This window comes from Enterobacter sp. WCHEn045836, assembly GCF_003965585.1.
GTDB classification, from domain to species: Bacteria; Pseudomonadota; Gammaproteobacteria; order Enterobacterales; family Enterobacteriaceae; genus Enterobacter; species Enterobacter dissolvens.
This window is the reverse complement of record NZ_RXPT01000011.1, coordinates 134,106-148,371: the sequence shown is the minus strand read 5'-3', so window position 1 is coordinate 148,371 and position 14,266 is coordinate 134,106. Positions and strand designations below refer to the sequence as shown.

At 55.5% G+C, this 14,266-nt stretch carries 11 protein-coding genes and 1 pseudogene; 3 read left to right on the top strand and 9 right to left on the bottom strand.

Annotation, left to right across the window (positions count from 1 at the left end; genetic code table 11):
* Nucleotides 1–49: 49 nt before the first annotated feature.
* Nucleotides 50–411: pseudogene (gene tssD, locus EKN38_RS16100) on the bottom strand (type VI secretion system tube protein TssD).
* Nucleotides 412–712: 301 nt separating this feature from the next.
* Nucleotides 713–1,234: a DUF2778 domain-containing protein gene (locus EKN38_RS16090; RefSeq protein ID WP_043951625.1), complete on the bottom strand. Its 522-nt coding sequence runs from the start codon at nt 1,232–1,234 to the stop codon at nt 713–715.
* Nucleotides 1,235–1,501: 267 nt separating this feature from the next.
* Here EKN38_RS16090 and EKN38_RS16085 point away from each other — a divergent pair, with 267 nt between their 5' ends.
* Nucleotides 1,502–2,041: a DUF2058 domain-containing protein gene (locus EKN38_RS16085; protein WP_013096708.1), complete on the top strand. Its 540-nt coding sequence runs from the start codon at nt 1,502–1,504 to the stop codon at nt 2,039–2,041.
* 6 nt (nt 2,042–2,047) lie between these two features.
* Here EKN38_RS16085 and EKN38_RS16080 read toward each other — a convergent pair whose 3' ends face one another.
* Together EKN38_RS16080 and azoR are read right to left on the bottom strand one after the other, a co-directional pair.
* Nucleotides 2,048–2,734, bottom strand: coding sequence for an RluA family pseudouridine synthase (locus EKN38_RS16080; RefSeq protein WP_014831825.1), 687 nt, complete (start codon nt 2,732–2,734; stop codon nt 2,048–2,050).
* Nucleotides 2,735–2,824: 90 nt separating this feature from the next.
* Entirely contained in the window at nt 2,825–3,430 is a 606-nt protein-coding gene (azoR, locus tag EKN38_RS16075; protein WP_014831826.1) for an FMN-dependent NADH-azoreductase, read from the bottom strand.
* 205 nt (nt 3,431–3,635) lie between these two features.
* Between azoR and hrpA the strand changes: the two genes are divergently transcribed.
* On the top strand, nt 3,636–7,538 hold the full coding sequence (hrpA, locus tag EKN38_RS16070; RefSeq protein ID WP_043951763.1) for an ATP-dependent RNA helicase HrpA: 3,903 nt from the start codon (nt 3,636–3,638) through the stop codon (nt 7,536–7,538).
* 70 nt (nt 7,539–7,608) lie between these two features.
* Here hrpA and EKN38_RS16065 read toward each other — a convergent pair whose 3' ends face one another.
* The 5 genes from EKN38_RS16065 to EKN38_RS16045 all read right to left on the bottom strand — a co-directional run bounded on the left by EKN38_RS16065 (nt 7,609) and on the right by EKN38_RS16045 (nt 13,965).
* On the bottom strand, nt 7,609–8,268 hold the full coding sequence (locus EKN38_RS16065; protein ID WP_014831828.1) for an O-methyltransferase: 660 nt from the start codon (nt 8,266–8,268) through the stop codon (nt 7,609–7,611).
* Between the two features lie 84 nt (nt 8,269–8,352).
* Nucleotides 8,353–9,732 (bottom strand): efflux transporter outer membrane subunit, encoded by a 1,380-nt coding sequence (locus EKN38_RS16060; RefSeq protein ID WP_126522426.1) that lies wholly within the window; start codon nt 9,730–9,732, stop codon nt 8,353–8,355.
* A complete protein-coding gene (locus EKN38_RS16055; protein WP_014831830.1) occupies nt 9,729–10,811 on the bottom strand; it encodes an HlyD family secretion protein in 1,083 nt (360 codons plus the stop codon). The genes EKN38_RS16060 and EKN38_RS16055 overlap by 4 nt, the downstream gene beginning before the upstream one ends.
* A gap of 22 nt (nt 10,812–10,833) precedes the next feature.
* Nucleotides 10,834–12,486 carry an MFS transporter gene (locus EKN38_RS16050; RefSeq protein WP_126522423.1) on the bottom strand — a complete coding sequence of 551 codons (1,653 nt, stop codon included), beginning with the start codon at nt 12,484–12,486 and terminating at the stop codon, nt 10,834–10,836.
* Between the two features lie 159 nt (nt 12,487–12,645).
* Nucleotides 12,646–13,965, bottom strand: coding sequence for an MFS transporter (locus EKN38_RS16045; RefSeq protein ID WP_014831832.1), 1,320 nt, complete (start codon nt 13,963–13,965; stop codon nt 12,646–12,648).
* Nucleotides 13,966–14,029: 64 nt separating this feature from the next.
* On the opposite strand from EKN38_RS16045, the gene EKN38_RS16040 reads away from it, so the two are divergent.
* Nucleotides 14,030–14,254: a hypothetical protein gene (locus EKN38_RS16040; protein ID WP_125365129.1), complete on the top strand. Its 225-nt coding sequence runs from the start codon at nt 14,030–14,032 to the stop codon at nt 14,252–14,254.
* Nucleotides 14,255–14,266 lie beyond the last annotated feature (12 nt).

The following is a 14,266-nucleotide window of genomic DNA, read 5'->3' as shown; positions in this document are numbered from 1 at the left end:
CAACATGAGCGAACTTCATGAAGGCTCAAGGGGCACGCGCCCCTTGATGTCAGGCTGAAGGGCGTTCGTTCCAGGCGTCGCTGTGCATGATGTTCCCATCGACGATACGCCAGGTAATTTTTTCATACTGCAGGCTTACGCTTTCAACATGGTTCATTTTATCGTTGGCCGCGATTTTCACGTTCGGCACGATGCAGTTAACACCGGTGACCTTTACATTCTCCATTAATACGGTGTAATAACAGACCTCCTGTCCAGCATCATTAATATGATAGAACTTAATTTCAGCACTTTTTAGCGCTTGCCGGTGATCTTACCGTTAGCACTATCTACCGGGAGATTTAGATCATGACTTAGCCCTATGATCTCAATGCTACCTTCACGGTCCTGAACGTCTACGGATCCTTTAATATGTGCTCCGCCATCGTCTTTTAGCTACATATAGGAGGTAATTGGCACTCTTTATTTCCTTATTTTATTGATTATCAGCATTGTTAATTGGTAAATAACCGTAGTAAGGGTAAATACAGTTAAAATATCGATATACGTATATGTGTCATATAGTGTTTCAGCATTAACATCACCATACATAAAATCACATACGGAAGAAGCCACGTCATGATTAAGATAGAATTCAGCAGGCTCCAGCGTGCGACCTACCATCAGGCTAATGAGTAGAAACCCGATCGTTTTGAATAGCCTGATGCACCATTTACGGGCAGGTATTGGTATAGCCACTTTCAATCACCTCAACCCAGCCGCGTGCCATAAGTGAACGCATACAGGGAACCTGAATAAGTTCGGTACTCATCAGAGCATTGCGGATCAATGCGTAATCAGAATTATGGGCAATCGTGATACATCCTTCTGATTGCGTACCCGGATGCAGACGAAATAATCCACGATGTACGTTATCAATCCAGGTTCCATCGTCGATACCCCAGTCATCCTTGTACAGAGCAAACCACTCATCACGGCCAAACTCTGCACCGGATCGGACTTTGTTCCACTGGTCCTGCAACTTAGCTTTTAACCCTGATATGAAGCCTCCGGTTCCTCTGTCAACTATCCAGTATTTTCCCGGAGGAATGGGTCCCGAGCCTTTAACAGCGCCACATAGTCCATTGTTTCGATAGATTCCCTGCCCGGAATGCGCCATAAACACGCCTACGCCGTGCAGGTTAAAAGGCGCATAGTCAGCACCGTTAAGCAGCATTGTTCCTTTTAAGGCCATATTTTCTACGCACCCTTATAATAAGAGAAAGGCAGCCTACGCCTGTAGAGGATACAGATACTGAACTCACATCATATTTATGAGTTGCTCATTTTTTTTAAGAAAATGACCTGACAATTTTTAATCACTCTTTAGGCGTTAACGTTAATAAATGCTGGATGAATAATGAACCAGCCTCAGGCAACTAAACGCCTGCCTACTTCTCTAACACACGCTCCGCAATTCCCGCTATAATCCCCAAAATTTCCAACCGGTTTAAACACACTCATGACAAAACTCACCTTACAAGAGCAGATGCTGAAAGCGGGCTTAGTCTCCAGCAAAAAAATGGCCAAAGTTCAGCGCACGGCCAAGAAATCCCGCGTGCAGGCGCGTGAGGCCAGAGAGGCGGTAGAAGAGAACAAAAAAGCGCAGCTTGAGCGTGACAAACAGTTGAGCGAGCAGCAAAAACAGGCCGTGCTCGCCAAAGAGTTTAAGGCGCAGGTGAAGCAGCTGATTGAGATGAACCGCATCACGGTGGCAAAAGGCAACATCACCTTTAACTTCACCGACGGCAACTTGATCAAAAAAATCGAGGTGGATAAGGCAACCCAGACCCAGTTGATTAACGGTCGTCTGGCCATCGCACGTCTGGTGATTAACGCTAACGGCGACTGCGAATATGCCATTATCCCGGCGGTGGTGGCGGATAAAATTGCCCAGCGCGATGCCGACAGTATCGTGTTAAACAGCGCCCTGAGTCAGGAAGAGCAGGATGAAGACGATCCGTATGCTGATTTCAAAATCCCTGACGATCTGATGTGGTAAGACGGTTCAGAACGGTGCGGCGTGACGGGCGTTAACCGGCTCGCCGCTCACCGGATGAATAAAATTCAACTGACTGGCATGCAGCATCAGCCTCGGCGTTGTTCCGCTGCCAGGCCACGCCCGTCCCCCATATAAATCGCAGCCTAAAATCGGGTGGCCCAGCAGCTGACAGTGAATGCGCAACTGGTGGGTTCGCCCTGTTTCAGGCGTCAGTTCTACCCGCGTGAGCGGCATCGCCGCGTGTTGATGCAGGCGTTCCACCACCCGATAGCGAGAACGGGCGGGTTTGCCGTTAACGGCACAGATCGACATCAGCGGAAACAGCGCCGGGTCTTTGGCAATCGGCGCATCAATCACCCCTTCATCGTTTTCCACGTGGCCGCAAAGCAGGGCGCTGTAGACTTTCTCCACGCTGCGCTGGCTGAACTGCTGGCACAGCGCGGCGTTGATGGCCTTATTACGCGCAATCACCATCAGGCCGGACGTGCCAAAATCCAGGCGATGCGCCAGGGTACAGCCAGGAAAGCTTTGAACCAGACGATAGTGCACCGAATCGAGATTTTGCGGATTTTTTCCCGAGAGGCTAAGCAGACCGGAAGGTTTATTGATCAGCAGCAGATGTTCATCCTGCCAGAGGATCTCAATGTCGTCGTGACACGGTGGGGCAATAAAAGAATCAATAATCGCAGACATCAGGCCGCCCGGCTGGAGAGTGGGAGCGGATGATAACGAAATGCGGGAGAAAAGAAAAACCCTCTCACCGGGCGGTGAGAGGGGGAAATCTTAGGCTGCCACCAGGCTGTCGATCGCGGCTTTTGCGTCGGTCTGTGCTTTGGTAGCTACTTCAGGACCGTAAGCGATACCTTCTGCGAACACGAAGTTCACGTCAGTGATACCGATGAAGCCAAGGAACAGGCTCAGGTACGGGGCAACCAGGTCGGTTGGGGTATCTTTATGAATACCGCCACGGCTGGTCAGCACGATGGCACGCTTGCCTTTGACCAGACCTTCCGGGCCATTTTCGGTATAACGGAAGGTAACACCAGCGCGAGCCACCAGGTCGAAGTAGTTCTTCAGCTGGGTTGGGATGTTGAAGTTGTACATAGGGGCGTTGATCACGATAACGTCGTGCGCCTGCAGTTCAGCAATCAGCTCATCAGAGAGCGCCAGGGCTTCCTGCTGACGTGGGCTCAGCGGTGCATCGCCTGGACGCAGCGCGCCAACCAGCTCACCATCCAGCACAGGAATTGGGTTTGCAGCCAGGTCACGCACGGTGATTTGATCTGCGGAATGCTGTTCACGCCACTGTTCAACGAAGTAATCAGACAGCTGACCAGACTGAGAGTACCCTGCCAGAATACTGGATTTCAAAACTAATACTTTGCTCATGGGTGATTCCTGTTTTTGCATTTGATTGAAGGGGGTTGCCCCGTTGCTTGTTGACACTCTATTCACAATCCTGCCACAGAGATAGCGCAATATATCGAAGCCTATGTTCGAATTTTTTGAATAAGGCACTGAAAGCGCTGATGTGGTACTCTATAGCAATCATTACAAAGAGATTTTATCCGGCAGTGCACTGCCCGTTAATGCTATGACAGAACAACAAAAATTGACCTTCCCGATGCTCCTGCAACAGCTTGATTCACTGATGCTGCGCGATAAACAGCGCTTTGCTCGCCGCTTGCACGGGGTGAAGAAGGTTAAAAATCCTGATGCACAACAGGCCATTTTCCAGGAGATGGCGAAAGAGATTGAACAGGCGGCAGGGAAGGTTGTGCTGCGCGAAGCGGCACGTCCGGCCATCACCTATCCGGAAAACCTGCCCGTCAGTCAGAAAAAGCAGGAAATCCTCAACGCCGTGCGCGACCACCAGGTGGTGATCGTGGCAGGGGAAACCGGTTCGGGGAAAACCACACAGCTGCCGAAAATCTGTATGGAGCTGGGCCGCGGGGTGAAGGGCCTGATTGGCCACACCCAGCCGCGTCGTCTGGCGGCGCGTACCGTGGCGAACCGTATTGCCGAAGAGTTGCAAACGGAGGCGGGCGGCTGCATCGGTTATAAGGTGCGATTCAGCGATCACGTCAGCGATAACACCATGGTCAAGCTGATGACCGACGGTATCCTGCTGGCGGAAATTCAGCAGGATCGTCTGCTGATGCAGTACGACACCATCATTATCGATGAGGCGCACGAGCGCAGTCTGAACATCGACTTCCTGCTCGGTTACCTGAAAGAGCTGCTGCCGCGTCGCCCGGATCTGAAAATTATCATCACCTCCGCGACCATCGACCCGGAACGCTTCTCAAAGCATTTCAATAACGCACCGATAATCGAAGTTTCCGGCCGTACGTACCCGGTAGAAGTGCGCTATCGCCCGATTGTCGAAGAGGCGGATGATACCGAGCGCGACCAGCTGCAGGCTATTTTTGATGCCGTTGACGAACTGGGCAATGAGAGCGCGGGCGACATTCTGATCTTTATGAGCGGCGAGCGTGAGATCCGCGATACCGCCGATGCGCTCAGCAAGCGCGATCTGCGCCACACAGAGATCCTGCCGCTTTATGCGCGCCTCTCCAACAGCGAACAGAACCGCGTGTTCCAGCCGCACAGCGGGCGACGCATCGTGCTGGCGACCAACGTAGCGGAAACCTCGCTGACCGTGCCGGGCATCAAGTATGTGATTGATCCGGGTACGGCGCGTATCAGCCGCTACAGCTACCGTACCAAGGTACAGCGTCTGCCGATTGAGCCGGTTTCACAGGCCTCGGCCAACCAGCGTAAAGGGCGCTGTGGACGTGTGTCGGAGGGGATCTGTATCCGTCTCTATTCGGAAGACGATTTCCTCTCCCGCCCGGAGTTTACCGACCCGGAGATCCTGCGGACCAACCTGGCCTCCGTCATCCTGCAGATGACCGCCCTGGGGCTGGGTGATATCGCCGCTTTCCCGTTTGTTGAAGCGCCGGACAAACGCAATATTCAGGACGGCGTGCGTCTGCTGGAAGAGCTGGGAGCGATCACCACCGACGAGCAGGCTACCGCGTATAAACTGACGCCGCTGGGGCGTCAGCTCAGCCAGTTACCGGTCGACCCGCGTCTGGCGCGCATGGTGCTGGAAGCGCAAAAACACGGCTGCGTGCGCGAGGCGATGATCATCACCTCGGCGCTCTCCATTCAGGATCCGCGTGAACGGCCAATGGACAAACAGCAGGCGTCGGATGAGAAACACCGTCGCTTCCACGACAAAGAGTCTGATTTCCTCGCCTTTGTGAACCTGTGGAACTACCTCGGCGAGCAGCAGAAGGCGCTCTCCTCGAACCAGTTCCGCCGTCAGTGCCGCGTGGATTTCCTCAACTACCTGCGCGTGCGCGAGTGGCAGGATATTTACACCCAACTGCGTCAGGTGGTGAAAGAGCTGGGTATTCCGGTGAACAGTGAACCGGCGGAGTACCGCGAAATTCACATCGCATTGCTGACCGGACTGCTGTCCCATATCGGCATGAAGGACGCCGAAAAGCAGGAGTATACCGGTGCGCGCAACGCCCGTTTCTCCATCTTCCCCGGCTCCGGGTTGTTCAAGAAACCACCCAAGTGGACCATGGTTGCCGAACTGGTGGAAACCAGCCGCCTGTGGGGGCGTATTGCTGCGCGTATCGATCCGGAATGGGTGGAGCCGGTGGCGCAACACCTGCTGAAGCGTTCGTACAGTGAACCGCACTGGGAGCGCGCGCAGGGGGCGGTGATGGCGACGGAAAAAGTGACCGTCTACGGTCTGCCGGTGGTGGCCGCGCGTAAGGTCAACTACAGCCAGATTGATCCGGCGCTGTGCCGCGAGCTGTTTATCCGCCATGCGCTGGTGGAGGGCGACTGGCAGACGCGTCACGCCTTCTTCCGTGAAAACCTCAAACTGCGTGCCGAAGTGGAAGAGCTGGAGCACAAATCCCGTCGTCGCGACATTCTGGTGGATGACGAGGCGCTGTTCGAGTTTTACGACCAGCGCATCAGCCACGATGTCATTTCCGCCCGTCACTTTGACAGCTGGTGGAAGAAGGCCAGCAAAGAGACGCCGGACCTGCTCAACTTTGAAAAGAGCATGCTGATTAAAGAAGGGGCGGAGTCGGTCAGTAAGCTCGACTACCCGAACTTCTGGCATCAGGGCAACCTTAAGCTGCGGCTGACCTATCAGTTTGAGCCGGGAACGGACGCGGATGGTGTCACCGTTCATATCCCGCTGCCGCTACTAAACCAGGTGGATGAGAGCGGATTTGAGTGGCAAATTCCCGGCCTGCGCCGCGAGCTGGTGATTGCGCTGATCAAATCGCTGCCTAAACCGGTGCGCCGTAACTTTGTTCCGGCCCCTAACTACGCTGAAGCGTTTTTAGGCCGCGTCACGCCGCTGGAGCTGCCGCTGCTGGATGCGCTGGAGCGTGAGTTCCGCCGCATGACCGGCACCACCATTGACCGCGAAGACTGGAACTGGGATCAGGTGCCCGATCACCTGAAAATCACTTTCCGCGTGGTGGACGATAAAAACAAGAAGCTGCAGGAAGGCCGTGCGCTCACCGCACTGAAAGAGGCGCTGAAAGGCAAAGTGCAGGAGACCTTATCCGCGGTGGCGGATGAGGGGATTGAGCAGAGCGGGCTGCACATCTGGAGCTTTGGTCAGCTCCCGGAAAGTTACGAGCAAAAACGCGGCAATTACAAAGTGAAGGCCTGGCCTGCGCTGGTGGATGAGCGCGACAGCGTGGCGATCAAGCTGTTTGATAACCCGCAGGAACAGCAGCAGATGATGTGGCGCGGGCTGCGCCGCCTCCTGCTTCTGAATATCCCGTCGCCGATTAAGTATCTGCACGAGAAGCTGCCGAACAAAGCCAAGCTCGGCCTCTACTTTAACCCGTACGGCAAAGTGCTGGATCTGATCGACGACTGCATCTCCTGCGGCGTGGACAAACTCATCCACGAGGCGGGCGGTCCGGTCTGGTCAGAAGAGGGCTTTGCTCAGCTACATGAAAAGGTGCGCGCGGAGCTCAACGACACCGTGGTGGACATTGCCAAACAGGTCGAGCAGATCCTCACCACCGTGTTCAATATCAATAAACGCCTGAAAGGGCGTGTGGATATGACCATGGCGCTGGGGCTGTCGGATGTCAAAGCGCAGATGGCGGGCCTGGTGTACCGGGGCTTTGTCACCGGCAATGGCTTCAACCGTCTCGGCGACACGCTGCGTTATCTGCAGGCGATTGAAAAACGGCTGGAGAAAATGGCCATCGATCCGCACCGTGACCGTGCGCAGATGCTGAAAGTGGAAAACGTGCAGCAGGCGTGGCAGCAGTGGTTGAACAAACTGCCACCGGCACGTCGTGACGATGAAGACGTTCAGGCGATCCGCTGGATGATCGAAGAGTTACGCGTCAGCTTCTTTGCCCAGCAGCTCGGTACGCCGTATCCGATTTCGGATAAACGTATTTTGCAGGCGATGGAGCAAGTTTCCGCTTAAAACCCTTGCCCGGTTTTCTCCCTCTCCCTGTGGGAGAGGGCCGGGGTTAGGGCACCAGGCCGCACAATTTTCACCCGTTCACAATTGCCAGCGTAAACCCATCCCACCCCTTAACCCCCACCGTTTGCAGCGCGGTGGCGGTTAAGCGCGGATTGTCCCCCATCATCCCGATAAACCGGCGAACACCCTGCACGCGCGCGTCGTCGCTTTGGCCGTTAATCACTTCACCCTCGCGCACCACGTTATCGCCAATAATCACCGTGCCGGGACGAGAATAGTGCAGCGCCCATTCGAGATAGCCGGGATTATTCGGTTTATCAGCATCAATAAAGATCAGGTCAAATGGCGGAATATCGCCGAAATTTTCCAGAGACGTCAGCGCAGGGCCTTCGATGAGTGCAATGCGATTGTTGAGACCGGCAAGCTGAATATTCTGCCGCGCCACGTCGGCATGCGTGGAATCGGCCTCAAGTGTAATCAGCTCTCCGTCCGGCGGCAGGGCGCGCGCCATCCAGATTGAACTGTAGGCACCCAACGTGCCAATCTCAAGAACACGCCGCGCCTGGGTCATGCGGACGAACAGCGCCAGCAGTTGCCCCTGATTGGCCGCAACATCGTGTTCGGGGAGTCCGGCGCGCTTGTTGTTTTCAAGAACCTGCTGGAGTACGTCATCTTCGGGAATAAGCGATGAAATCATGAAATTATCAACTGCAGACCACGGTTGTTGCATAAATTGTCTCCTGAGGGGGAATTGCCGGGTGGCGGCTACGCCTTACCCGGCCTGCGTGACGAAATCCAGGCCCGTTAAGCGCCTTCAGACATTGACCCAACCGCCGCCCAGCGCTTTATACAAATCAATCTGCGCCAGCAGCAGGTTATTTTTCACCTGCACCACATTTGTTTGCACCGAGTAGAGGGTACGCTGTGCGTCGAGCACATCCAGATAAGACGAGTAGCCGTTGCGATAGCGGTTCTGCGCAATGCGCAGGGTCTCCTGGGCCACATCCTGCTGGGCAAGCAACTCTGTCAGCTGTTCCTGATAACGCGTAATGGCGTCAAGGCTGTTGTTCACCTCCGCGAAGGCGTTGCGGACAGTTTTTTCATAGCTGTACAACACCTGATTGCGCTGGGACTGGGAGATATCCACCTGCGCATTTAGCGCCTGGCGGTTCAGCAGCGGGGCGAGAATGCTGCCGCCCACATTCCAGAGCTGTAAGGGGTTGTCCAACAGGCCAGAAAGGGTGCGATCCTGAATTGAACCGGTCGCTGTCAGGTTGATCGACGGCAGCAGGCTGGCGCGCGAGGCGGCCAGGCTGGCATCGGCCGCAATGAGCTGGCGCTCGGCCTGAACGATGTCAGGTCGTCGGTTAAGCAACGATGACGGCAGCTGTGAAGGCAGCCTGAGCGGGGTAAGCGTGCTGAAGCGCTCACTCCGGGTCACCTCGCCGGGGTTGCTTCCCAGCAGCAGACTCAGGGCGTTCTCTTGTTGCGCAATCTGATGCTGCAGCAGCGGCACCTGTGCCCGGGTGGCCCGCAGCTCGGAGTCGGACTGCATAAGCTCCAGGCGCGAACTGTAGCCCGTTTCAAACTGCCGTTTAGCAAGATTAAATGCCTCTTCGCGCGATTTCAGCGTGGATTCGGTGACGCGAAGCTGTTCGTCTAGCGAGAGCAGAGTGACATACCCGGAGGCCACCGACGATGCGACGGTTAAATCCGCGGCAGCGGCGGCGGCTTTTTGCGCTTCCAGCGAGGCCTGCGCGGCATTGGCCGTGCTGCGGTTGACGCCCCAGATATCCACATCATAGCTGGCAGTGAGGCTGCCTTTGTACAGCGTACTGTATACCGGTAAGCCGGTGGCGGCCGATTGCGTCCGGGCGCGGGTGCCGGTTACGCCCGCATCCAGCGACGGAAACAGGCTGCCGTCGGCGGCATACACCCTGGCCTGGTACTCATTAATCCGTTCGCGAGCGATCAGCACGTCGCTGTTATTTTTCAGCGCCTGATCCACGTAGCGGTTGAGGTTGTTGTCGTGAAAATTTCGCCACCAGAGCTGTTCAGGCGCGCTGGTGGGGCCAGTTGCCGCACGCCACTGCGCAGGAATGTGCAGTGACGATTGTGCAGGTTTTACATCCACCGACTGGCATCCGGTAAGCAGAACGGCAACCAGCAGGCTGGCAATCGGACGAAGGGTCATTGCTTCGCCTCCCGCGTATCAATGGTCACCTGTACCGACATGCCAGGACGCAGCAGCGCCGCCTCTTCAGGCTTACCCAGCACTTCGATACGCACCGGAATACGCTGGGCGATTTTAACAAAGTTCCCGGTGGCATTATCCGGCGTGATGGCACTGAATTCGACGCCGGTCGCCGGGGAGATGCTCTCCACGCGGCCCTGATAGGCTTTGTTGTCGAGCGCATCGACGGTAAATTTCACCGGCTGGCCAATGCGCAACTCCGCCAGCTGGGTCTCTTTGATGTTGGCGATTACCCAGTGCTGAGGCGGCACCAGGGTGGTGAGGTGTGTTCCGGCGGTCACATACGCGCCCAGACGCACCGCGATTTGTCCCAGCTGGCCGTCACGCGGCGCCACAATGCGGGTGTTTTGCAGGTCAATCTGCGCCAGTTCCAGCGCCGCTCTGGCATTTTCAACATCGGCCTCCAGCGCACCGCGGTTCACAATCACCGTTTGCAGATCCTGGCGCGACATCTCAAGCGTCGCTTTTGCCTGCTCAATATCGGCGCTGCCCTGGGCCGCGCTGGCCAGCGCCGCGTCGCGTTCGCGGATGGAGAGCGATCCGTCCGCCGTCAGATCTTTTACACGTTTTAAATCCGCCTGGGTTTTCAGATTTTGGGCGCGGGCGTTTTTCAGGGCCGCCTCGTTACGGGCAATCACCGCTTCTGCGCTTTTACGCTGCTGCAGATTGTTATTCAGGGCGGCAATTTTCATCGCCAGCTGCGCCTCGGCCTGATGCACGCGCTGGCGATAGATGCGGTCATCAATTTGCAGCAGCAGGTCGCCTTTTTTCACCTGCACAAAATCCTGCACCTTCACGTCGGTGATATAGCCATTGACCTGCGGACTGATGAACGTGGTCTGGCCGCGTACGTAAGCATTGTCAGTAAACTGCGCGTGGCGGGTGAACGGGGGGAGCTGCCACGCGTAAAGGATCACCAGCACGCCGACAATCCCGATGGCAGCGGCGGTGAAAATTGACACAATGCGTACATTTTTGCGGGTGTTGGCCTGCTCTTTGGCGGCATCCTGCTGACTCATAAACTCTCCAGAAATATCTCAATTATTTGTTGCCGGTGGCGTTCTTAAGCGCCATACGGGCAGTGATGCGCAGACGCAGTAAGCGCCATAAAATCCAGACCAGCGTGGCCGCGGCAATACTCGCGGTCAGCAAATAAGTATCGTTATAAGCCAGAATGTTTGCCTCAAGGGCAGTGACCGTCTGCAACTGGGTGATCGCCTGCGTGCCCAGCAGCGCACTGTCGCCAATCAGGCTCTTGTACATCTGGGTATAAAGCTGAATTCGCTCGTTGACCAGGGGATTGAGCGTCGTGAGCTGGTCCGCCAGCAGGCTGGAGTGGTACTTCTCGCGCCAGGTCTGGAAGGTTCCCAGGATCGCCGAACCCAGCAGGCCGCCGAGGTTCTGGCTCATGCCGAACATCACCGAGAAACTCACCAGATTACGTGGATCGGCAATCACGCCACCAATGGCGGCCAGCATCGCGGGGGCGAGGAAGAAGGCGCTGCCAAAGCCCAGCAGGAACTGGCTGAGCATCAGCTGATCCGGGCGGGTCAGGTTGTTTGACTGGCTGTCCAGCAACGAGGCGATAATCATCAGCACCAGGGAGGTAATAATCGGCCACGCCAGTTTCGTCGGCTTAATGGTCAGACAGCTGGTGACGATCCCGCAGACGATGCCGGCGAAAATGGACCACGCCAGATGTGTCATCTGCTCGTTCTGTAACCCTACATACTGCAGCCACCCGATGACGCCGGTGTTTTGCTCGGCCAGCACAATGCGGATCAGCAGCATGATCAGCCCCAGACGAACGATACTGCCGCTCGACAACCAGCGGGTATTCAGCAGCGGGTTAGTGCGGTTATGTTCAAACACGATGGCGGAAACAATCAGCACCAGCGATAGCGCCAGCGACCAGCCGATCCACGGCGCTTCGAACCACCAGTCCAGACGCCCCAGCGACAGCACCGCGCACAGCAACGCCATCCCCGGTGCCAGTAAAAAGAAGGTCACAAAGTCTTTCTTCTCAAAGACCTTACGCCGATCCCCCGGCGGCAGTTTCAGTGCGATCACACAGGCCAGCGAGATCAGCGCCAGCCCCAGTTCGAAGAAATAGAGTCCGCGCCACTCGTCCAACTGGAGAAGCTCAGTGGAAAACAGACGCGCCAACGGAATGGCGAGTGACGAACCGGTGATGCCAATGGTCAGCGCCTTCAGATGGTGCTTCGCCGGCCAGGCCTGGATCTGATAATAAATGCCCAGCGAACTGAGCGCGGCGGCCACCATTCCGTGCGCGGCGCGCACCATCAGCGCCGAACTGAGATCGTTAACGAACAGGTGGAAGAAGGTGACCAGCACATACAGCACCAGAAAGCCTTCCGTAAAGGCGCGCAGACCATACTGCTGGCGGAATTTCACCAGTAGCAGGTTAATGGAGATATTGGTCATCACATAGACCGCCGGTAGCCAGGCGATCTCGGTTGACCAGGCGCCAAAGGTGCCCTGCAAATTTTGCAGGTTGGCGGTGACCACCGCATTCCCCAGGGCGCCCGTCAGGCAGACCAGCAGACCCACAACGCCATAGGCAATCCGCTTTGGCGTGCTGTGCTCCGGCGTAGAGGGTGAACCCAGCAGGGCGGGTTTCTCGTGTGGCTGCCACTCGCGAGGAGCATAAGGATCGCGTTCGGGCAGGCGCATAACGTCGTTTACCTTTGAAAAAATTAAATAATTAGCGGGCTGGCGATTCTACGTCTGCCGTAAAACATAATACAAGTGAATATGATTTACGCATGTTAATCAAATGTTGAACTAAAGGTTTTAGGAAAAAGAGCGGCCCGCAGGGCGGGCCGGGAAAGGTCAGAGACGTTCGGGCTGTACCTGGAGGTGTGCTGCACGCTTAACGCGGCTGGCGCAGAAGATCGCGATTAAGGAGATGACCACCGTGACGGCAAGATACCAGGCCACCGGAACCCAGTCGCCGTCATATTTTGCCAGCAGGCCGGTAGCAATCAGCGGGGCGGTACCGCCAGCCAGCGCGGCACCCAGTTGGTAGCCGAGCGTAATGCCGGTGTAGCGCACGTTTGCGCTAAAGATTTCAGAGCACAGCGTTCCGAGTACCGCCGTTACCGGTGCCCACAGCACGCCAAAGGCGATGACCGTCGCGATCACAATGCCCCAGGTTGTTCCGGTATTGAGCAACATAAACCATGGCACGATAAACAAACCCAGGATAAAGACGCTCGTGGCATACATACGCTGACGGCCAATTTTATCCGAGAGCAACCCCATTAACGGAATCATTATCGTGGCCACCAGGGCTCCCAGCGTCACGGCTTCCAGCGCCTGCGATTTTTGGTAGGCCAGCGTGCTGGTGGCATAGCTCACCACAAACGTAGAGAAAATATAGAACGGCGCGGTTTCCACGACTTTGAGACCGGCGGCAATCAGCACTTCACGCCAGTGATGTTTCAGCGTATCGCGCAGGGGAGCCTTAGCCACCTGACCGGACGCTTTTACTTTCTGAAAATCAGGCGTTTCATCGATATCTTTTCGGATCCACAGGCCGAGCAACACCAGAACCGAACTCAGCAGGAACGGGATACGCCAGCCCCAGGAGAGAAAATCCTCCTCGCTGAAGAGGGTCATCAGCGAAACGATAAAAGTTGCCATCAGCATGCCGATGGTCACGCCCGCCTGCGGAATGCTGCCGAAGAACCCCTTACGTTTTTCGGGCGCGTATTCATAGGCCAGCAACAGCGCGCCACCCCATTCACCGCCTATGCCCATCCCCTGAATGATACGCATCAGGATCAGCAGAGCAGGCGCCCACAGGCCAATCATCTCATACGTGGGCAGCAGGCCAATCATAACGGTTGCACCTCCCATCAAAGAGAGGGTCAGTACAAGGGTTTTTTTACGGCCAATGCGGTCGCCGATATGGGCGAAAAGTACCCCGCCAATAGGACGTATAAAAAAGGTTAATGAGAAAGAGAGATACGAGAGTATGAGCCCGATCACCGGATCGACCATCGGGAAAAAGATCTTATTAAAGACCAGCGCGGCAGCTGTACCGTAGAGAAAATAGTCAAACCATTCAATGGCACTCCCGGTAAGGCTGGCAATTAGCACCTTCTTATTTTTTCGTAATACCGTCGTCGTACTTTCATGTTCTGTCATGATCTGCAACCCCGCCACGTTGATGATGTATGAGGTGTCACCTGGCGCGCTTCAGGTGCAACCTGTGATGATGAAAAAGGTTATTAAATTGTTAAGCAACTTAGGGTTGGATGGTGTATTTGGCAAGCGCAGGGGGGAGAAAACTGGTCAGATCACGGTGAAATTAGCAGCGTTGGGTGCTTTTTCAAACGGAATCGGCAACAGGATGTTTTGTACGACAGAAACTGGAAAGCATAATATGCAGGTGCAACCTAATTGTTTTTGGATGTTTCTGGTTATTTCAGAATAATGACAAAATCGG